Origin of the sequence: Streptomyces sp. NPDC017936 (genome assembly GCF_044328485.1) — a bacterium.
Classification (GTDB): Bacteria; Actinomycetota; Actinomycetes; order Streptomycetales; family Streptomycetaceae; genus Streptomyces.
Genome location: NZ_JBIRHK010000008.1, coordinates 124,963 through 144,377 on the forward strand (window position 1 = coordinate 124,963; position 19,415 = coordinate 144,377).

Sequence of the window (19,415 nt, forward strand, 5' to 3'; positions counted from 1 at the left end):
CGTCACATTCCTCGTCGGGGAGCCGGCGAGGCTCCCTGGCCGGCGGCCACCTGCCGCAGGTACGGGTTGGTGGCGCGCTCCTGGCCGATGGTCGTCTGGGGACCGTGACCGGACAGCACCACGGTCGAGTCGTCGAGCGGCAGGCACACGCGGGCCAGCGAGTCGAGCATCTCGGCCATGTCGCCGCCGGGCAGGTCGGTGCGTCCGACGGAGCCGGCGAACAGCAGATCCCCGGAGAAGAAGACCGACGGGACGTCGGCCGTCTCGGGCATCCGGAAGGTCACCGACCCCTTGGTATGGCCCGGCGCGTGCGCGACGGAGAACTCCAGGCCGGCCAGATCCAGCCGCACGCCGTCCGTCAGCTCCCGGACGTCGTCCGGCTCCCCCACTGTCAGCTCGCCCATGAGCGGCATGCCGATGGACCGGCCGAGCGCCTTCTCGGGGTCGCTCATCATGTAGCGGTCCTCGGGGTGGATCCAGGCCGGCACGTCGTGCGCGCCGCACACCGGGACGACCGAGGCCACGTGGTCGATGTGGCCGTGGGTGAGGACGACGGCGACGGGCTTGAGCCGATGCTTCCTGATCGCTTCCTCGACTCCGGGGGCCGCCTGGTGGCCCGGGTCGATGATCACGCACTCCTCACCGGCGGCGGGGGCGACGAGATAACAGTTCGTCCCCCAGGCCCCGGCGGGGAACCCGGCAATGAGCACGATCGTCCTTCGTTGTGTCGGTACGGGAGGGCTTGCGAGTGGCTGAGCCCGTCGTCAGAGCCTACCGGCGCTGCCGTTTCCTCAGCGAACCCATATACGGTACGGGGCACACGCAGGCGGCCGGCTCACCCGGCGCACGCGTAACCGGTCGTCGTACGAGACGCATGAGGAGAGAACCCGGTGGTCACCCAGGAACAGCGCAAGCGTCAGCTCGCCCGGGAGAAGTTCTTGCGGCAGCAGCAGCGCCGCACGGCCGCGCGGCGCAGGGCCCGCGTGCGCAACTCGGTGATCGCGTCGGTGCTGGGCGTGATCGTGGTGGGCAGCCTGACGCTCTACACGACGGGCGTCCTCAAGGACGACGACGACAAGTCGAACGCGAGCGCCGAGTCGACCCCCTCCTCCACCCCCAGCGCGATCAAGGACCCGTGCGAGAAGGCCGCCGCGGGCTCGGTCAAGACGCAGACCTGGAAGAAGGAGCCTGCGGTGACCATCGACAAGTCGGCGAAGTACACGATGAAGCTCGCGACGACGTGCGGCGACATAGACGTCGCGCTGAAGACGTCGGCGGCCCCGCACACGGTGAACTCGTTCAGCTTCCTCGCGGGCAAGGGCTACTTCGACCACACCAAGTGCCACCGGCTCACCACGAACGGCATCTACGTGCTGCAGTGCGGCGACCCGACGGGCAGCGGCAGCGGCGGTCCGGGCTACACCATCCCGGACGAGAACCTGAAGGACGCGAGCCTCAAGGACAACGTCTACCCGGCGGGCACGGTGGCGATGGCCAACACCGGTCAGGCGCACACCGGCGGCAGCCAGTTCTTCCTCGTCTACCAGGACAGTTCGCTCCCGCCGAGCTACACGCCGTTCGGTACCGTGTCGGCCGAGGGACTGACGGTCCTGAAGAAGATCGCCGCCGCCGGCGAGAACACGGGCGCCGGTGACGGCGCTCCGAACGCGACCGTCGTGATCAACAAGGCGACGGTCACGAAGTCCTGACGACACCGGCGGTCAACTGCGCAATTTCGGTCGCGCTGGATGCGGACAGGCGGCCCGCCGGTCGCCTATGTTGGCCGTGACGAAACTGTGGACGATGCCCGGGGCGCCGAAGCCCGCGCAGGCATCATGTGGAGGAGGCGCTGTGAGCAGCGACCCGTGGGGCCGCGTCGACGAGACGGGGACCGTGTACGTGCGTACGGCCGACGGCGAGCAGGTCGTCGGTTCCTGGCAGGCCGGCTCCCCCGAGGAGGCGCTGGCCTACTTCGAGCGCAAGTACGAGGGCCTGGTTGTCGAGATCGGCCTCCTCGAGAAGCGAGTCCGGACCACCGACCTGTCGGCGAAGGACGCCCAGGTCGCCATCGGCCACCTGCGCGAGCAGGTGGACGCGCATCACGCGGTCGGCGACCTGGACGCGCTGCGGACCCGGCTGGACAAGCTGGTGGCGACCGTGGAGGCGCGCCGCGAGGAGCGCAAGCAGCAGCGGGCCAAGCAGTCCGATGAGGCCCGCAAGGCCAAGGAGGACCTGGTCGCGGAGGCGGAGCAGCTGGCGCAGTCCGACCAGTGGCGGGCGGCCGGCGAGCGGCTGCGGGCCCTGGTGGACACCTGGAAGGGGCTGCCGCGCCTCGACCGCAAGTCGGACGACGAGCTGTGGCACCGGTTCTCCCACGCCCGCTCGGCGTTCTCCAAGCGTCGCAAGGGGCACTTCGCGCAGCTGGACGCGCAGCGCGAGGAGGCCCGCCGGACCAAGGAGCGGCTGGTCTCCGAGGCCGAGGCGCTGTCGGACTCGACGGACTGGGGTCCGACGGCCGCGCGCTACCGCGAGCTGATGGCGGAGTGGAAGGCCGCGGGCCGGGCCCAGCGTGAGCACGAGGACGACCTGTGGAACCGCTTCCGCGGCGCCCAGGACGTCTTCTTCGCGGCCCGCAGCTCGGTCTTCGCCGAGCGGGACGCGGAGCAGTCGGAGAACCTGAAGCTGAAGGAGGAGCTGGCCGAGGAGGCCGAGAGGCTCCTGCCGATCGGCGACCTGAAGGCGGCGCGTGCCGCGTTCCGCTCGATCAACGAGCGCTGGGAGGCCATCGGCCATGTGCCGCGGGACGCCCGGCCGAAGGTCGAGGGCCGGATGCACACCGTGGAGCGGGCGATCCAGGAGGCCGAGGAGGCCGAGTGGCGCCGGACGAACCCGGAGGCACGCGCGCGTGCCGCGGGTCTGACGGGTCAGCTCCAGGCGGCCGTGGACAAGCTGAAGTCCCAGATCGAGCAGGCGCGCGCCCAGGGCAACAACGCCAAAGCCGACAAGCTGGAGCGGGAGCTGGAGGGCCGGCAGGCACTGCTGGACCAGGCGCTGAAGGGCCTGCAGGAGTTCGGCGGCTGAAAGCCGGCCCCGAGCAGGCCAGCCGGCCCCGAGCAGGCTGTCGCGGCCCGGACGTGGGAGACCACGGCCGGGCCGCCGTGCGTTCACGGGCGGCCGCGCCCAGGGAGCGGTCCGGGGCCCGGCCCGCTCCCGCCCCGCCCGCCGGCGTCCGGGGCGTGCTCGAGCGCCCCGCGGGCCCGGAGGTGGTCGCCGGACTCCCGCGGCAGGCCGGCGAGCCGCCGGCGGAGCAGGACGGCCTCGGGACCGCGCACCTCGTGGACCTGCCGGAAGGCGGCCCGTGGACGACGGCGCCGGTGCGGGGGGGCCGACGCCCCGTCGGCCGGGCCGGTCCGGGGTCCTGGAGGGCGGTGCGCCCGCGTCAGGCCTTCGACGGCGGTGGGCGTCGTGACGGCGACGCGCCGGCCGAGCCGGGTTCCCGCGCCGCGCGGACGACGCCCGTGCCCCCGCGCCCGGGGAAGCGCACGGGCCGGTGGCGCCCGGCGACCGGTCCGCCGTCCCACGCGTGGTTCGCCGCTCCGTCCGCGCCGCTCCCCCGCCGGGAACCGTCCCGTGGGTCACGGCCTCCGCGCCGACGTCACCCGGTACACGTCGTACACGCCCTCCACCCCTCGTACGGCCTTCAGGACGTGCCCCAGGTGCTTGGGGTCGCCCATCTCGAAGGTGAAGCGGGAGGTGGCGACGCGGTCCCGGGAGGTCTGGACGGCCGCGGACAGGATGTTGACGTGCTGGTCGGACAGGACGCGGGTGACGTCCGACAGGAGCCGGGAGCGGTCCAGGGCCTCGACCTGGATGGCGACCAGGAAGACCGAGGACTGGGTCGGCGCCCACTCGACGTCGAGGATGCGCTCCGGCTCGCGGGACAGCGACTCCACGTTGACGCAGTCGCTGCGGTGAACCGATACACCACTACCGCGCGTGACGAAACCGATGATCGGGTCGCCGGGGACGGGCGTGCAGCAGCGGGCCAGCTTCACCCACACGTCGTCGACGCCCTTGACCACGACACCGGGGTCGTTGCTGGTGCGCCGCTTGCGGCCGCGGGTGCGCGACGGCGGGACCGCCTCGTCGATCTCCTCGGTGGCCGCCTCCTCGCCGCCGAGTGCCTGCACCAGCTTCTGCACGACGTTCTGCGCGGCCACGTGGCCCTCGCCGATCGCCGCGTACAGCGAGGAGATGTCCGGGTAGCGCATCTCGTGCGCCAGCGTGACCAGCGAGTCGCCGGTGAGGATGCGCTGGATCGGCAGGTTCTGCTTGCGCATCGCGCGGGCGATGGCGTCCTTGCCGTGCTCGATCGCCTCGTCCCGGCGCTCCTTGGAGAACCAGGCGCGGATCTTGTTGCGGGCGCGCGGCGACTTGACGAAGCCCAGCCAGTCGCGGGACGGGCCCGCGCCGGCCGCCTTGGAGGTGAAGACCTCCACCAGGTCGCCGTTGTCCAGCGTGGACTCCAGCGGTACGAGCCTGCCGTTGACCCGTGCCCCTATGGTCCGGTGGCCCACCTCGGTGTGGACGGCGTACGCGAAGTCGACCGGGGTGGCCCCGGCCGGCAGCGCGATGACGTCGCCCTTCGGGGTGAAGACGAAGACCTCGTTGCGGGACAGGTCGAAGCGCAGCGACTCCAGGAACTCGCTGGGGTCCTCGGTCTCCTTCTGCCAGTCCAGCAACTGCCGCAGCCACGCCATGTCGTTGATGGCGTCCTTGTCCTTGCCGGACGTCCTCGGCGCGTCGGTGCGGACCTTAGAGGCGCCGGCGACGGCCTCCTGCTTGTACTTCCAGTGCGCGGCGATGCCGTACTCGGCGCGGCGGTGCATGTCGAAGGTGCGGATCTGGAGTTCGACCGGCTTGCCGTTGGGGCCGATGACCGTCGTGTGCAGCGACTGGTACATGTTGAACTTGGGCATCGCGATGTAGTCCTTGAACCGGCCGGGGACCGGGTTCCACCGCGCGTGCACCGTGCCGAGAGCGGCGTAGCAGTCCCTGACCGTGTCCACGAGGACGCGGATGCCCACCAGGTCGTAGATCTCCGCGAAGTCACGGCCGCGGACGATCATCTTCTGGTAGACGCTGTAGTAGTGCTTGGGGCGGCCGGTGACGGTCGCCTTGATCCGGGCGGCCCGCAGGTCGGACTGGACCTCGTCGGTCACTATGGCCAGGTACTCGTCACGCTTCGGTGCCCGCTCGGCCACCAGCCGTACGATCTCGTCGTACATCTTGGGGTAGAGGATCGCGAAGGCGAGGTCCTCCAGTTCCCACTTGATGGTGTTCATGCCGAGGCGGTGGGCGAGCGGCGCGTAGATCTCGAGGGTCTCGCGCGCCTTCTTCTCCTGCTTCTCGCGCTTGAGGTAGCGCATGGTGCGCATGTTGTGCAGGCGGTCGGCGAGCTTGATGACCAGGACGCGCGGGTCCTTGGCCATGGCGACGACCATCTTGCGCACGGTCTCGGCCTGCGCGGCCTCGCCGAACTTGACCTTGTCCAGCTTGGTGACGCCGTCGACGAGCAGGGCCACCACGTCGCCGAAGTCGCGGCGCAGGTCCTCCAGGCCGTACTCGGTGTCCTCGACCGTGTCGTGCAGCAGGCCGGCCATGAGCGTGGCCGGGTCCATGCCGAGTTCGGCGAGGATCGTGGTCACCGCGAGGGGATGGGTGATGTACGGGTCGCCGCTCTTGCGCTTCTGGCCCCGGTGCCAGCGCTCGGCGACCTGGTACGCCTTCTCGATCTGGCGCAGCGTCGACGTCTCGATCTTGGGGTCGTTGCTCCGGACTATCCGCAGCAGCGGTTCCAGGACCGGGTTGTAGGGGTTCGCGCGCTGGACACCGAGACGGGCGAGGCGGGCGCGGACGCGGTTGGAGGAGCCGGAGCGGGCGGGCGGCTGCGCGGCGGCCGGACGGACCGCGGGGCGCTCGGGCGGGGCCGGCTTGGGGCGGGACTGCTCGGCCGGCTTGTCGACGGGCGCGGAGCGGTCGTGCTCGACCGGCCCACGGGCGTCGTTCTGCGCTTGCGACGCGGGCGTGGCCGCGGGCGCCGAGGCGGACTCGGGCTTTGCGGCGGTCAGGTGCTGGGCCTCGTCTGGCAAGAGGACTCCTCGTGCGCGATCCGGGTCCCCCGGTCAGGCTCCGGAGCACCCATCGTAGCGATCCCGGGCTGCGGGATCGCCTCCAGCCCGGTGTGAGGGCCGTCCTCCCGGACAACACGAGAGGCGGACGCCGGATTCCTCCGGCGTCCGCCTCTCGTTCGTCACCACGGCCCGCACGGGGCCGCGACGGTGCTCAGACCGTGAGCAGGGCCTCCAGCGGCGCTCCGTCCAGAGCCGCTTCCAGGCGGGACCGGCCGTCGAGGAAGCCGAGCTCCATCAGCACGGCGACCCCCGCGACCCGGGCGCCGGCACGGTGGATGAGCTGGATCGACGCCTCGGCGGTGCCGCCGGTGGCGAGGACGTCGTCGACGATCAGGATGCGGTCGTCGGCGGTGAGGTCCTCGGCGTGGATCTCGATCTCGGCCGAGCCGTACTCGAGGTCGTAGGCCTGGGCGAGGGTGGCTCCGGGGAGCTTGCCCGCCTTGCGCACGGGGACGAAGCCGAGGCCGGCGCGGACGGCGACGGGGGCGCCGAGGATGAAGCCCCGGGCCTCCAGGCCGACGACCTTGGTGGCGCCGGTGCGCTCGGCGATCTCGGCGAACGCGTCGGTGAGCGCGGTGAACGCCGCCGGGTCCGCGAGCAGCGGGGTGATGTCCTTGAACATCACGCCCTGCTCCGGGTAGTCGGCCACGTCACGGATGCGGCTGAGCAGCAGTTCCTCGATGTCGGTCATCGGCGCTTCCCCGAGGGTCGGCCGCGGCCCCGGCTGCGGGACGCGGGCTGGGAGCGGGGGCCCACGACCGCGGCCGCGGCGTCCTCCGGCTCGTCGTAGGCGTCGCTGTCACGGGGCTCCGTGTACCCCTCGTCGGCCGTGGCCTGGGCGCGCTTGGCCAGGACGCGCTTCTTGAGGGCCTTCATCGCCGGCTCGCGTTCCTTGAGGTCGGCGACGAGCGGCGTGGCGATGAAGATGGAGGAGTACGCGCCGGCCGCGAGGCCGACGAACAGCGACAGCGAGATGTCGTTGAGCATGCCGGCGCCGAGGACGCCGCCGCCGATGAACAGCAGGCCCGCCACCGGCAGCAGTGCGACCACGGTGGTGTTGATGGACCGGACCAGCGTGCTGTTGATCGACCGGTTGGCGACGTCGCTGTAGGTCCAGCGGGTCTGCTTGGTGATGTCCTTCGTCTGCTCCTTGAGGCTGTCGAAGACGACGACCGTGTCGTAGAGCGAGTAACCGAGGATGGTCAGCAGACCGATCACCGTGCCCGGCGTGACCTCGAAGCCCACCAGGGCGTAGATGCCGACCGTGATGGTGATGTCGTGGATCAGCGCGACGAAGGCGGCGAGCGCCATCCGCCACTCGAAGGCGATCGCCAGGTAGATCACGACGAGGACCAGGAAGATGGCGAGGCCCTGCCAGGCCTTGTTGGCGATCTGCTCGCCCCAGCTGGGGCCGACCAGCTCACCGGTGACGTCCTTCTCCGCGAGGTTCATGTCGCGGGCCAGGTCGGCCGAGACCTTGTCGGCCGCGGCGGTGTCGATGCCCGCGACCTGGATGCGCAGGCTTCCGCTGCCGAGCTTCTGGACGATGGCGTCGTGGCCGGACGCCGCCTCCGCGTACTCCTCGGCCTGGGCGACCGAGACGCTGGTCTTCGGGGTCGTGAAGACCGCTCCGCCCTGGAACTCGATGCCCATGTTCAGGCCGCGCACCGCCAGGCCGACGATGGCCGTGATGGTGATCAGGATCGAGATGCCGTACCAGATCTTGCGGTTGCCGACGAAGTCGTAGCCGACCTCGCCACGGTGCAGTCGGGCGCCGAGGTTGCCGAGCTTCGACATCTCAGGCCTCCTTCGTGTCGACGGGGCCAGCGGGGGCGGGACGGCGGGTCCGGCGCAGCGGGGGCTTGGCGCCCAGGCGCTTCGGGTCGAGTCCGGACCAGCTGTGGCCGTTCGCGAAGAACTTCCGCCGCGCCAGGATCGTCAGCAGCGGCTTGGTGAACAGGAACACGACGACCACGTCGAGCAGGGTCGTCAGACCGAGCGTGAACGCGAAGCCCTGGACCTTGCCGACGGTGACGACGAACAGCACCGCCGCGGCGAGGAACGACACGAAGTCGGAGACCAGGATGGTGCGCCGGGCCCGCGGCCAGGCGCGCTCGACGGCCGGGCGCAGCGAGCGGCCCTCACGGATCTCGTCCCGGACGCGTTCGAAGTACACGATGAACGAGTCCGCCGTGATGCCGATCGCGACGATCGCACCGCAGACGGCCGGCAGGTTCAGCGCGAAGCCGATGGCCGGGCCGAGCAGCGACATGATCACGTAGGTCAGGGCCGCGGAGACGAGCAGCGAGGCGATGGCGATGAGCGACAGGCCGCGGTAGTAGACGACCAGGTAGAGCACGACCAGGGCGAGGCCGATCGCGCCGGCGATCAGACCGGCGTGCAGCTGCTCACCGCCGAGCGCGGCGGTCACCGTGGTGACGCTGTCCTCCTTGAAGGTCAGCGGCAGGGCGCCGTACGACAGCATGTTGGCGAGGCCCTGCGCCTCCTCCTGCGTGAAGCTGCCGGAGATCTGGGCCGAGCCGCCGGTGATGGCGGAGTTCACGTAGGGGCTGGAGACGACCTCGCCGTCGAGGACGATGCCGAACTCGTTCTGCGGGGCCTGGTTCTGGGCGAGCCGGCCGGTGATGTCCGAGAACTTCTTCGCACCCTTGGAGCTGAACTTCATGGTGACCTGCCAGCCGGCGGCGGTCTGGGTGTCGTAGACGGCCTGGGCCTCGTCGACCTCGGTGCCGTCGACGGCCGCCGGGCCGAGCAGGTACTTGTACCAGACGCCCTGGACCTCGCCGCAGCCCACGGTCGAGTCGTTGGGCTTGGCGCCGTCGCCGGCCGTGGCGCGCACCGAGGCCTTGGAGCAGTCCAGGGCCGCGTACTTCGCCTGGAGCGCGGCGTCGCCGGCGTCCCCGGTGGTGGCGCTCGCGGAGGCGGACGGGCTCGCGGAGGCGCTGGCGGAGGCCGACGGGGTGGAGTCGGCCTTGAGCGCGTCGGTGACGGCGCGGCCCTGGGAGGTGGGGCTGGCGGAGGCGGACGGCGAGGTGGAGGAGGTGGCCTTCTCGCCGGAGGCGCTCGCGGAGGGGCTCGGCGAGGCGGTGGCGGAGCCGCTGGCGGACGGGCTGGGCGAGGCGCCGGCGGCCGAGCCGCTGGCCTCGCTGGCCAGGACCGGACGGAAGTACAGTTTCGCGGTGGTGCCGACCTGTTCCCGGGCTTCCTTGGCGTTCGTGCCCTTGGGGATGTTCACGATGATGTTCGCGTCACCCTGGGTCTGAACTTCGGCCTCCGTGACACCAAGGCCATTGACACGCCGGTTCATGATGTCGACCGCGGTGTCCATGTTGGTCTTGTTGATCGCGGATTCCTGGCCGGCCTCGGGGACCGCCCGGAGCGTGATGCTCGTGCCGCCGGCCAGGTCGATGCCGAGACGCGGCTTCGTGTGCCCGGAGAGGAACATCCCCCCGGTGAGCGCCACGATGGCGATCAGGATCAGGGCCAGCGAGCGCCCCGGCTTGCTCTGGGCGCTCGCGCTCCGGCCCTTTTTAGGTGCTGCCACCTTCTCGTACTCCCTCTCGGGCCGTCCCGCGCCGGGTCAGCGCGGTTGCGGCCATGACATGGTGTCGGGATCCCCTAAGTGCGAGATGCGCGCGCCCCGGGGTGCGCGGGGCACGCCCGCGCACCCCGGGGGGCGTGGCTACTTCTTCGCGTCGGAGTCGCCGTCGGTCTTCTGCGGCTCTTCGTCGGCCTTCGCGTCGGCGCCCTCCTCGGTCTCGTCCTTCTTGGCGAAGTCGACGGGCTTGTCGTCGGAGGCGGCGGCAGCGTCGGCGGGCCCGTCGGTCTCGGTGAGGGAGGAGGCGTCGTCCGGGACGACGTCGGCGTCGGACTTCAGGTCGTGCTCGATGCCGTGGACGATGCGGTTGTACTCGTCGTCGGTCAGGACGGCGCCGATCGCGTTCTTCGCGAAGAGCAGTTCCACCCCCGGGCCGGCGTCGAGGAGGACCGTGTCCTCGTTGACCTCCTTGACCGTCGCGTACATGCCCCCGATGGTGCGGACACCGCTGCCGGGCTGCATGGCGTTGCGCATGTCCACGGCCTGCTGCTGCTTCTTCTTCGCCGACCGGGTCATCAGGAACATGGCCCCGATGAGCACGATGAACGGGAGGAGGGTCACGAGACTCACGGGTCGGTACTTCCTTCACGCGACCGCGATGGTGAGCGGCCTACTGGTTGGGGGTGTGTGTGCTGCCGACAGGGGCGGCATCGGCGGAGTCTAAGCGAGTCCGCGCGCACGGAACAACGTTCAGCATGGCACCTGGGTTCCTCGCACCACGAATGACCTTGTCGGTGTCCGGCCACCGGGACCCCCGTCCCGTGCCGTCAAGACCCGAACAGGTCCTGTTGGCCGCTCCCCGCCGCGGTGGAGCGGGGCGGGGTGAGGCCCAGGTGCGCCCAGGCCGCGGGGGTGGCGACCCGGCCGCGCGGGGTGCGGGCGAGCAGGCCCTCGCGGACCAGGAAGGGCTCGGCGACCTCCTCGACGGTCTCGCGCTCCTCCCCCACCGCGACGGCGAGCGTGGACAGGCCGACCGGTCCGCCGCCGAACAGTTTCAGCAGCGCCTCCAGGACCGCGCGGTCGAGACGGTCCAGGCCCCGGGCGTCCACCTCGTACACGGCGAGGGCGGCCGAGGCGATCTCGCGCGTGATGACGCCGTCGGCCTTGACCTGCGCGTAGTCGCGGACGCGGCGCAGCAGGCGGTTGGCGATGCGGGGCGTGCCGCGGGAGCGGCCGGCGATCTCGGCGGCGCCGTCGGTGTCGATCTCGACGTCGAGGAGGTGCGCCGAGCGGTGGACGACGCGCTGGAGCTCGGCGGGCTCGTAGAACTCCATGTGCGCGGTGAAGCCGAAGCGGTCGCGCAGCGGGGGCGGCAGCAGGCCCGCGCGCGTGGTGGCGCCGACCAGGGTGAACGGGGGCAGTTCGAGGGGGATGGCGGTGGCGCCGGGGCCCTTGCCGACGATGACGTCGACGCGGAAGTCCTCCATCGCCATGTACAGCATCTCCTCGGCCGGCCGGGACATCCGGTGGATCTCGTCGAGGAAGAGCACCTCGCCCTCCTGGAGGGAGGAGAGGATCGCCGCGAGGTCGCCGGCGTGCTGGATGGCCGGACCGGAGGTGATGCGGATGGGGGCGCCCATCTCGGCGGCGATGATCATGGAGAGGGTCGTCTTGCCCAGGCCGGGGGCGCCGGAGAGCAGCACGTGATCGGCGGTGGCGCCGCGCGCGCGGGCGGCGCGCAGGACCAGGTCGAGCTGTTCGCGGACCTTCTCCTGGCCGATGAACTCGCCCAGGTCCTTCGGGCGCAGGGCGGCCTCGACGGCCTGGTCCTCGCGGTCGGCGACAGAGCCCACCAGCCGCTCCGCGGCGGGGCCGACGAGCCGCTCGGGGCCGGCGTCGGTGTCGGTCGTGTCGTCCCAGTTCATGGAGTGTGCCTCGGGGGTCTCGGGGTCGTTCGGCGAGGGCGGTGACGGCGGGGTCAGCGGGCTCTGTTGAGCGTCTGGAGGGCCGCCTTCAGCAACTGGCCCACCTGGGGCGTGCCCTCGGCGGCCTCGGCCCGGGGCGCCACGGCGGCCACGGCCTCGTCGGCCTCACGGGTGGCGTACCCGAGGCCGATCAGCGCGGCGTGCAGCTGGTCGCGCCAGCCCTGGGTGACGGGCGCGCCGACGGCGGGGGCGCCGATCGGCTCCCCGAGGCGGTCCTTCAGCTCGAGCAGCAGCTTCTGGGCGCCCTTCTTGCCGATGCCGGGCACGGCGGTGAGCGCCTTCTCGTCACCGGTGGCCACGGCTCTGCGCAGGGCGTCCGGGGTGTGCACGGCCAGCATCGCCTGGGCGAGCCGGGGACCGACGCCGCTCGCTGTCTGGAGCAGTTCGAAGACCAGCCGCTCGTCGTCGTCCGCGAAGCCGTACAGCGTCAGGGAGTCCTCGCGGACGACGAGGGAGGTGGCCAGCTTGGTCTGCTGGCCCGTGCGCAGCCCGGAGAGGGTGTTGGGCGTGCACTGGACGGCGATGCCGATGCCACCGACCTCGACCACCGCGGAGTCGGGGGCGAGGGCGGCGACCGGACCGCTGACGAAGGCGATCATGCCGGACGGCCTTTCGGTGTGTGCAGGGCGACGGCCTGCTGGAGTCGGTTCTGCGCGGGGGCGCGCCAGATGTGGCAGATGGCGAGGGCGAGGGCGTCGGCGGCGTCGGCGGGCCTGGGCGGCGCGCTGAGCCGCAACAGGCGCGTCACCATGGCGCCGACCTGGGCCTTGTCGGCGCGGCCGCTGCCGGTGACGGCGGCCTTGACCTCGCTCGGCGTGTGCAGGGCGACCGGGATGCCGCGGCGGGCCGCGCACAGCATGGCGACGGCGCTGGCCTGGGCGGTGCCCATGACCGTGCGGACGTTGTGCTGGCTGAACACCCGCTCGACGGCGACGACCTCCGGCCGGTGCTCGTCGAGCCACTGTTCGATGCCCTGCTCGACCGCGACGAGGCGGTGGCCCAGTTCGGCGTCCGCGGGCGTGCGGACGACGCCGACGCCGAGCATGGTGAGCGGCCGGCCCGCGACGCCTTCGACCACGCCGACACCGCACCGCGTCAGCCCCGGGTCCACCCCCAGTACGCGCACGCGTGCGTCTCCCTTCGATCTCCCCCGGCTTCGCCGGGGGGTATCCCCGGTTCGTGCAGGCTATCGGGTGCCTCTGACAAAGCGACGGGCCGACGGGGGTGCCCCGTCGGCCCGTGCGAGCTGAGCGTGGGCTCAGGCGTCGACCTTCTCCATGACCTCGTCGCTGACGTCGAAGTTGGCGAAGACGTTCTGCACGTCGTCGCTGTCCTCCAGCGCGTCGATCAGCTTGAAGATCTTCTTGGCGCCCTCCTCGTCCAGCTCGACCTGCATGGTCGGGACGAAGTTGGCCTCGGCGGAGTCGTAGTCGATGCCGGCGTCCTGGAGGGCGGTGCGGACCGCGACCAGGTCGGTGGCCTCGCTGAGCACCTCGAAGGACTCGCCCAGGTCGTTGACCTCCTCGGCGCCCGCGTCCAGGACGGCGCCGAGCACGTCGTCCTCGGTCAGCTCGCCCTTGGGGACGATCACGACGCCCTTGCGGTTGAAGAGGTAGGACACCGAGCCCGGGTCGGCCATGGAGCCGCCGTTGCGGGTCATCGCGACGCGGACGTCGGAGGCGGCACGGTTGCGGTTGTCGGTGAGGCACTCGATGAGCACCGCGACGCCGTTCGGCCCGTAGCCCTCGTACATGATCGTCTCGTAGTCGGCGCCGCCGGCCTCGAGGCCGCCACCGCGCTTGATCGCGGAGTCGATGTTCTTGTTCGGGACCGACTGCTTCTTGGCCTTCTGAACGGCGTCGTAGAGCGTCGGGTTGCCGTCCAGGTCGACGCCGCCCATGCGCGCGGCGACCTCGATGTTCTTGATCAGCTTCGCGAAGAGCTTGCCGCGCTTGGCGTCGATCACGGCCTTCTTGTGCTTCGTCGTAGCCCATTTAGAGTGGCCGGACATCTGCCTGTCTCCTTCGCGTAACCATCCACATGACGAACGCCAGAGATCCTACAAGGACTCGGCCGTGCGGTTGGCGCGCACCATGTCGACGAACAGTGAGTGCACGCGGTGGTCGCCGGTCAGCTCCGGGTGGAACGACGTGGCGAGCGCGTTGCCCTGGCGGACCGCGACGATGTGACCGTCGTGCTCGGCGAGCACCTCGGCCCCGGCCCCGACGGACTCGACCCAGGGGGCGCGGATGAAGACGCCCTCCACAGGATCGCCCGGGACACCCCGGACGTCCACCGCCGCCTCGAAGGACTCGTTCTGCCGGCCGAAGGCGTTGCGGCGCACGATCATGTCGATGCCGCCGACGGTCTCCTGGCCCGAGCGCGGGTCGAGGATCTTGTCGGCGAGCATGATCATGCCCGCGCAGGTGCCGTAGACGGGCATGCCGTCGCGCACGCGCGCGCGGAGGGGCTCCATCACGCCGAACAGGACGGCCAGCTTGGAGATGGTGGTCGACTCGCCGCCGGGGACGACCAGGCCGTCGACCTCGGCGAGTTCCTCGGGGCGCCGCACCGGCCTGGCCACGGCGTCGGCCGCGGCCAGGGCGATGAGGTGCTCCCGTACGTCGCCCTGGAGGGCCAGGACGCCTATGACAGGAGTGTTCATGGGGTGCTTACCGGATCCCTTGCAGGCTGGTCACCAGCCGCGGTTGGCGTAGCGCTCGGTCTCGGGGAGGGTGTCGCAGTTGATGCCGACCATGGCCTCGCCGAGGTTGCGGGACGCGTCCGCGATGATCTTCGGGTCGTCGTAGAAGGTCGTGGCCTTGACGATGGCGGCGGCGCGCTTGGCCGGGTCGCCGGACTTGAAGATGCCGGAGCCGACGAAGACGCCCTCGGCGCCGAGCTGGCGCATCAGGGCGGCGTCCGCCGGGGTGGCGACGCCGCCGGCGGAGAAGAGGACGACCGGGAGCTTGCCCAGCTCGGCGACCTCCTTGACCAGCTCGTAGGGGGCGCGCAGCTCCTTGGCGGCGGCGTACAGCTCGTGGTTGTCGAAGCCGCGCAGCCTGGCGATCTCGTTCTTGATCTGGCGCAGGTGGCGGACGGCCTCGACGACGTTGCCGGTGCCGGCCTCGCCCTTGGAGCGGATCATCGCGGCGCCCTCGGCGATGCGGCGCAGGGCCTCGCCGAGGTTGGTGGCACCGCAGACGAACGGGGTGGTGAAGGCCCACTTGTCGGAGTGGTTGACCTCGTCGGCCGGGGTGAGGACCTCGGACTCGTCGATGTAGTCCACGCCCAGCGACTGCAGGACCTGGGCCTCGACGAAGTGGCCGATGCGGGACTTGGCCATGACCGGGATGGAGACCGCTTCGATGATGCCCTCGATCATGTCCGGGTCGGACATCCGGGCCACGCCGCCGTCCTTGCGGATGTCGGCCGGGACCCGCTCCAGGGCCATGACGGCGACGGCGCCCGCGTCCTCGGCGATCTTGGCCTGCTCCGGCGTGACGACGTCCATGATGACGCCGCCCTTGAGCTGCTCGGCCATGCCGCGCTTCACGCGCGCGGTGCCGGTCGCGGGGGCCTGGTTCTCGGTGATGGACACGGGTTGACCTCACTGGGAAGAGAAGAGGGTTCGCTGCAAGCACCGAGGTAACGCGATTGGACCAGTCCACAGCAAGGGCCAATGGGAAGTCGGTGGATCCTTTTGGGCCGCTGCGGGTGGACCGGCCGCTACGCGGCGCGGTCGACGAGGGCCGCCGGAGGCTCGTCGTCCATCTCGAAGGCCATCGGGAACGGGGCGTGGCCCGCGAGGCGGAACCAGCGGACCTTGCGGTGCTCGCGCAGCCGGCGGGCGGCGCCCACGGCGTCGTTGTGGAAGCGCCGGGCCATCGGGACGCGGCGGACGGCCTCCGTCAGCTCGTGCGCCGCGGCCTCTCCCCCGGGCGCCTCGCGTACGGCCTCCACCTGCTGGGCGTCCGCGAAGACGGCCCGCAGTGCCTGGCTCAGCTCGCTCTCGGCGACCTCCCGCTGCTCCTCCTCCGTCTGCCGGGCGGCGTGCGCGGCCTCGTACAGCACGATCGAGGCGGCCGGATCGAGCACCTTGGAGGTGGCCAGTTCCTGGGCCACGGACGCCCGGCGCAGCAGCTGTGCGTCCAGCGCGGCCCGCGCGGCGTCGATCCGGGCGTGCAGGCGGTCCAGCCGCCCCGCCGTCCAGCTCAGGTAGAGGCCGATCGCGACGAGGACGACGAGGGCCCAGATGAGGGTTGCGGTCACGGGCAGCAAGGCTATCGGGACGTCCCGCGGCACCGGACGCGCGGTCAGTCGCGGGCCAGTCCGAGCCGCGCGCGCAGTCCCGGCCCGCCGCGGTCGTCGTCGGCCGCGGCCACCGCCGCCGCGCCCGCCGTCACCGTCTCGTAGACCGACAGGATGTCCGCGCCGACCGTCGACCAGTCGAAACGCCGGACGTGGGCGCTGCCCCGCTCCCGCAGTTCGGCCCGGCGCCGCGGATCGCCCAGCAGCCGTACCGCCGCTTCCGCCAGCGCGTCCGCGTCCTCGTTGGCGAAGAGCTCGCCGGCCGTCCCCTGGTCGAGCACCTGGGCGAAGGCGTCCAGGTCGGAGGCGAGGACCGGGGCGCCGGCGGACATCGCCTCGACGAGGATGATGCCGAAGCTCTCGCCGCCGGTGTTGGGCGCCACGTACAGGTCGACGCTGCGCAGGAAGCGGGCCTTGTCCTCGTCGCTCACCATGCCGAGGAACTCCACCCGCGCGCGCAGCTCCGCGGGGAGGTTCGCCACCGCCTCCTCCTCGTCGCCCCGGCCCGCGACCAGGAGCCGGGCGTCCGGCCGCTCCGCGAAGATCCTCGGCAGGGCCTTCATCAGCACCGGCAGGCCCTTGCGGGGCTCGTCGATGCGGCCGACGAAGCCGAGCGTCTCGCCCTGCCACTCCGCCTTGGGCTCGGCCTTGGCGAAGAAGTCCACGTCGACGCCGTTGGGGATGACGACCGCGTCCCCGCCGAGGTGTTCCACCAGCGTGCGGCGGGCGTACTCGCTCACGGCGATCCGGGCGCTGATCTTCTCCAGGGCGGCCTGGAGGATCGAGTACGCGGCGATCATCGCGCGGGAGCGCGGGTTGGACGTGTGGAAGGTCGCCACGATCGGGCCCTGCGCCGCCCAGCAGGTCAGCAGGCCCAGCGAGGGCGAGGTCGGCTCGTGGATGTGGATGACGTCGAACGCGCCGTCGTGCAGCCAGCGGCGCACGCGCGCGGCGCTCAGGAAGCCGAAGTTCAGCCGGGCCACCGAGCCGTTGTACGGCACCGGGACCGCGCGCCCGGCCGAGACGACGTAGGGCGGCAGCGGGGTGTCGTCGTCGGCGGGGGCGAGGACGGACACCTCGTGGCCGTGCCGGATGAAGTACTCGGCGAGGTCGCGGATGTGGAACTGGACGCCGCCCGGCACGTCCCAGGAGTACGGGCAGACGATGCCGATCCTCACGTGCGGTCCCCGTCCGACGGGCGCGGTTCCAGGTCCGCGAGCCAAAGCCGCTGCAGCATGTGCCAGTCCTCCGGGTGGTCGGCGATGCCCGAGGCGAAGGCGTCCGCCAGCGCCTGTGTCATGACAGACGTCTTCTCGGCCCGTGTACCTGTCCCGGGTACCTCGATCGGGGGGTGGACGCGGCCCCGCATGACGGGCGAGTCGTCGTACCAGAGCGTGGCGGGGAGCAGCAGCGCGCCGGTGTGCTGGGCGAGCAGCGCCGGGCCCGCGGGCATCCGGGCGGTGCCGCCGAAGAAGTCGACCTCGACGCCGGACGCGGACAGGTCACGGTCGGCGACCAGGCAGACCAGGCCGCCGTCGCGCAGCCGCCGGGCGAGGGTGCCGAAGGCGGAGCCGCCGCTGTGCGGCAGGACCTCCATGCCGAGGCCCTCGCGGTAGGCGACGAAACGGTCGTACAGGCTCTCCGGCCTGAGCCGCTCGGCGACCGTGGTGAACGGGGTCCGGAGCTTCGTGGTGACCCAGGCGCCGGCCAGGTCCCAGTTGGCCAGGTGCGGCAGTGCCAGGACGACGCCCTTGCCGGCGGCGAGACCGTCGGTCAGGTGGTGCAGGTCCTTGGGGTCGAAGCCGTTCTCCACCCGCTCAGGGCTCCAGGCCGGGAGCCGGAAGGACTCCATCCAGTACCGCAGGTAGGAGCGCATGCCGGCACGCGAGAGCTCCGCCAGGCGCTCGGGGCCCGCGTCGGGCACCACGCGCGCGTAGTTGCTCTCCAGGCGCAGTACGCCCTTGCCGCGCCGCTTCCAGGCGAGGTCGGCGAGGGTCCGGCCGAGGCGGACCGCCGCGGGCTCGGGAAGCTTCTTGACGGTGCTCCAGCCGAGGCCGTACAGCGCGTCGGTCACCTGGTCGCGGACGTTCACTTGGCCGCCTCACGCCCCTCGGCCCCCGGCCGGGCCGACGCGCCCCCGCCCGTGCCCTTGCCCTTGCTCTCGGCCTCGGCCTGCGCCTCCGCCTCCGCCTCCGCCTCCGCCGACTCGCGCCGGACGGTGACGACCCGCTGGATCAGCGTCACCAGGCTGCCGACGGCGACGATCCACAGGGCGATCGGCAGCAGGTACTGGATGCCGGGCACACCGAACTTGTGCAGCCCCGCGAACCCGGCCGCGACGAGCGAGACCACCAGCCGCTCGGCCCGCTCGACGAGCCCGTTGACGGCGACCGGCAGTCCGATCGACTCGCCGCGCGCCTTGGTGTAGGACACGACCTGACCGCTGGCCAGGCAGAAGATCGAGACGGCGCACAGGACGTTGTCGTTTCCGCCGCCCGCGTACCAGAGCGCGAAACCGCCGAAGATCGCGCCGTCGGCGACCCGGTCGAGCGTGGAGTCCAGGAAGGCGCCCCAGCGGCTGGAGCGGCCGAGCTGGCGGGCCATGTTGCCGTCGACGAGGTCGGAGAAGACGAAGAGGGTGATCACGACCGTGCCCCAGAAGAACTCGCCCCTGGGGTAGAAGACCAACGCGCCCGCGACCACGCCGGCGGTGCCGATCAGCGTGACCGTGTCGGGGCTCACGCCCCGGCGGATGAGAAACGCGGCGAACGGTGTGAGGACACGCGTGAAGAATGCACGCGCGTACTTGTTCAGCATGGCCTTCCCGAGGGTCGGTGTGGCCGCGCGGCCCCTGCTGGCCACCGGCTGGCCCATCGTAGCCACGCGCGCGCGTGTGCGACCGCCGGGCACCCGGCCCCCGTGTCACGACCTGCGGGTACGTGGCCACGATCCGGTCGCGCGCCCTCCCGCCCGCCCGGGGCTCACGACGGCACGGCTCGCCCACCCGCTCCGGCCGCCCGCCCGGGGCTCACGACGGCACCGGTCGCCCGCCCGCGCCGACCGGCCGCCCGATCGACCCGGGACGTGCCGGCCGCCCCACCGCCTGCATCCGGCGGACCGCCGCGCCCGGCCCCCGCGTCCGGGGCCCGGCTCCCGCCCCCCGCCCCGGCAGGGACCCGCGCCTCACCACCCCGCCGCGCCGCGGCTCCGCGCCCGCCGCCGGCTCTCCTCGCCGGACCCGCGGCGCCCCACCCGCCGCGCAGGCCCACGGTCCGCTGCCGTGGCCCCGCAGCGGCCCCGCAGCGGCCCGTCGCCGCCCCGGCGGCCGCTCCCGCTCCCCCTCCGCCCGCACCGGCCCCACGGCCT

The 19,415-nt window shown here is 72.0% G+C and carries 18 protein-coding genes; 2 read left to right on the forward strand and 16 right to left on the reverse strand.

The features are described 5' to 3' along the window. Positions 1-2: 2 nt before the first annotated feature. A complete protein-coding gene (locus ACH4F6_RS18380; RefSeq protein ID WP_397961244.1) occupies positions 3-710 on the reverse strand; it encodes an MBL fold metallo-hydrolase in 708 nt (235 codons plus the stop codon). 180 nt (positions 711-890) lie between these two features. Here ACH4F6_RS18380 and ACH4F6_RS18385 point away from each other — a divergent pair, with 180 nt between their 5' ends. Together ACH4F6_RS18385 and ACH4F6_RS18390 are read left to right on the forward strand one after the other, a co-directional pair. Beyond that, entirely contained in the window at positions 891-1,709 is an 819-nt protein-coding gene (locus ACH4F6_RS18385) for a peptidylprolyl isomerase (RefSeq protein WP_397961245.1), read from the forward strand. A gap of 142 nt (positions 1,710-1,851) precedes the next feature. Beyond that, positions 1,852-3,081, forward strand: a complete 1,230-nt coding sequence (locus ACH4F6_RS18390) for a DUF349 domain-containing protein (RefSeq protein WP_397961246.1) — start codon at positions 1,852-1,854, stop codon at positions 3,079-3,081. A 554-nt stretch (positions 3,082-3,635) separates the two neighbouring features. On the opposite strand, the gene ACH4F6_RS18395 is transcribed toward ACH4F6_RS18390, so the two are convergent. The 15 genes from ACH4F6_RS18395 to pgsA all read right to left on the reverse strand — a co-directional run bounded on the left by ACH4F6_RS18395 (position 3,636) and on the right by pgsA (position 18,923). Continuing rightward, positions 3,636-6,152 (reverse strand): RelA/SpoT family protein, encoded by a 2,517-nt coding sequence (locus ACH4F6_RS18395; protein ID WP_397961247.1) that lies wholly within the window; start codon positions 6,150-6,152, stop codon positions 3,636-3,638. 193 nt (positions 6,153-6,345) lie between these two features. Next, positions 6,346-6,885: an adenine phosphoribosyltransferase gene (locus ACH4F6_RS18400; protein WP_397961248.1), complete on the reverse strand. Its 540-nt coding sequence runs from the start codon at positions 6,883-6,885 to the stop codon at positions 6,346-6,348. Next, positions 6,882-7,991 (reverse strand): protein translocase subunit SecF, encoded by a 1,110-nt coding sequence (gene secF, locus ACH4F6_RS18405; RefSeq protein ID WP_397961249.1) that lies wholly within the window; start codon positions 7,989-7,991, stop codon positions 6,882-6,884. The genes ACH4F6_RS18400 and secF overlap by 4 nt, the downstream gene beginning before the upstream one ends. Position 7,992: 1 nt before the next feature. Further along, positions 7,993-9,759: a protein translocase subunit SecD gene (gene secD / locus ACH4F6_RS18410; protein WP_397961250.1), complete on the reverse strand. Its 1,767-nt coding sequence runs from the start codon at positions 9,757-9,759 to the stop codon at positions 7,993-7,995. Positions 9,760-9,897: 138 nt separating this feature from the next. Beyond that, a complete protein-coding gene (gene yajC / locus ACH4F6_RS18415) occupies positions 9,898-10,383 on the reverse strand; it encodes a preprotein translocase subunit YajC (protein WP_397961251.1) in 486 nt (161 codons plus the stop codon). A gap of 197 nt (positions 10,384-10,580) precedes the next feature. Then, the gene (gene ruvB, locus ACH4F6_RS18420) at positions 10,581-11,678 is read right to left on the reverse strand and encodes a Holliday junction branch migration DNA helicase RuvB (protein WP_397961252.1); all 1,098 of its coding nucleotides are present in this window, start codon (positions 11,676-11,678) and stop codon (positions 10,581-10,583) included. 53 nt (positions 11,679-11,731) lie between these two features. Next, the gene (ruvA, locus tag ACH4F6_RS18425; RefSeq protein WP_397961253.1) at positions 11,732-12,337 is read right to left on the reverse strand and encodes a Holliday junction branch migration protein RuvA; all 606 of its coding nucleotides are present in this window, start codon (positions 12,335-12,337) and stop codon (positions 11,732-11,734) included. Continuing rightward, on the reverse strand, positions 12,334-12,864 hold the full coding sequence (gene ruvC, locus ACH4F6_RS18430; RefSeq protein ID WP_397961254.1) for a crossover junction endodeoxyribonuclease RuvC: 531 nt from the start codon (positions 12,862-12,864) through the stop codon (positions 12,334-12,336). Before ruvC ends, ruvA begins: the two co-directional genes overlap by 4 nt. A gap of 132 nt (positions 12,865-12,996) precedes the next feature. Further along, positions 12,997-13,749, reverse strand: coding sequence for a YebC/PmpR family DNA-binding transcriptional regulator (locus ACH4F6_RS18435; protein ID WP_189936573.1), 753 nt, complete (start codon positions 13,747-13,749; stop codon positions 12,997-12,999). 48 nt (positions 13,750-13,797) lie between these two features. After that, positions 13,798-14,403, reverse strand: a complete 606-nt coding sequence (gene pdxT / locus ACH4F6_RS18440) for a pyridoxal 5'-phosphate synthase glutaminase subunit PdxT (RefSeq protein ID WP_397961255.1) — start codon at positions 14,401-14,403, stop codon at positions 13,798-13,800. A gap of 30 nt (positions 14,404-14,433) precedes the next feature. Continuing rightward, positions 14,434-15,339: a pyridoxal 5'-phosphate synthase lyase subunit PdxS gene (pdxS, locus tag ACH4F6_RS18445; RefSeq protein ID WP_397961256.1), complete on the reverse strand. Its 906-nt coding sequence runs from the start codon at positions 15,337-15,339 to the stop codon at positions 14,434-14,436. A gap of 128 nt (positions 15,340-15,467) precedes the next feature. Next, positions 15,468-16,019: a hypothetical protein gene (locus ACH4F6_RS18450; RefSeq protein ID WP_397961257.1), complete on the reverse strand. Its 552-nt coding sequence runs from the start codon at positions 16,017-16,019 to the stop codon at positions 15,468-15,470. Between the two features lie 35 nt (positions 16,020-16,054). Beyond that, a complete protein-coding gene (locus ACH4F6_RS18455) occupies positions 16,055-17,227 on the reverse strand; it encodes a glycosyltransferase family 4 protein (protein ID WP_397961258.1) in 1,173 nt (390 codons plus the stop codon). Next, on the reverse strand, positions 17,224-18,141 hold the full coding sequence (locus ACH4F6_RS18460; RefSeq protein ID WP_397961259.1) for a phosphatidylinositol mannoside acyltransferase: 918 nt from the start codon (positions 18,139-18,141) through the stop codon (positions 17,224-17,226). The genes ACH4F6_RS18455 and ACH4F6_RS18460 overlap by 4 nt, the downstream gene beginning before the upstream one ends. Beyond that, on the reverse strand, positions 18,138-18,923 hold the full coding sequence (pgsA, locus tag ACH4F6_RS18465) for a phosphatidylinositol phosphate synthase (RefSeq protein ID WP_397961525.1): 786 nt from the start codon (positions 18,921-18,923) through the stop codon (positions 18,138-18,140). Before pgsA ends, ACH4F6_RS18460 begins: the two co-directional genes overlap by 4 nt. Positions 18,924-19,415 lie beyond the last annotated feature (492 nt).

Bases quoted from the DNA above. Each gene is read 5' to 3' on its own strand.
- ACH4F6_RS18400 (WP_397961248.1), bottom strand. From the start codon at position 6,885: ATGACCGACATCGAGGAACTGCTGCTCAGCCGCATCCGTGACGTGGCC.
- secF (WP_397961249.1), bottom strand. From the start codon at position 7,991: ATGTCGAAGCTCGGCAACCTCGGCGCCCGACTGCACCGTGGCGAGGTC.
- ruvB (WP_397961252.1), bottom strand. From the start codon at position 11,678: ATGAACTGGGACGACACGACCGACACCGACGCCGGCCCCGAGCGGCTC.
- ruvA (WP_397961253.1), bottom strand. From the start codon at position 12,337: ATGATCGCCTTCGTCAGCGGTCCGGTCGCCGCCCTCGCCCCCGACTCC.
- ACH4F6_RS18435 (WP_189936573.1), bottom strand. From the start codon at position 13,749: ATGTCCGGCCACTCTAAATGGGCTACGACGAAGCACAAGAAGGCCGTG.
- pdxT (WP_397961255.1), bottom strand. From the start codon at position 14,403: ATGAACACTCCTGTCATAGGCGTCCTGGCCCTCCAGGGCGACGTACGG.
- pgsA (WP_397961525.1), bottom strand. From the start codon at position 18,923: ATGGGCCAGCCGGTGGCCAGCAGGGGCCGCGCGGCCACACCGACCCTC.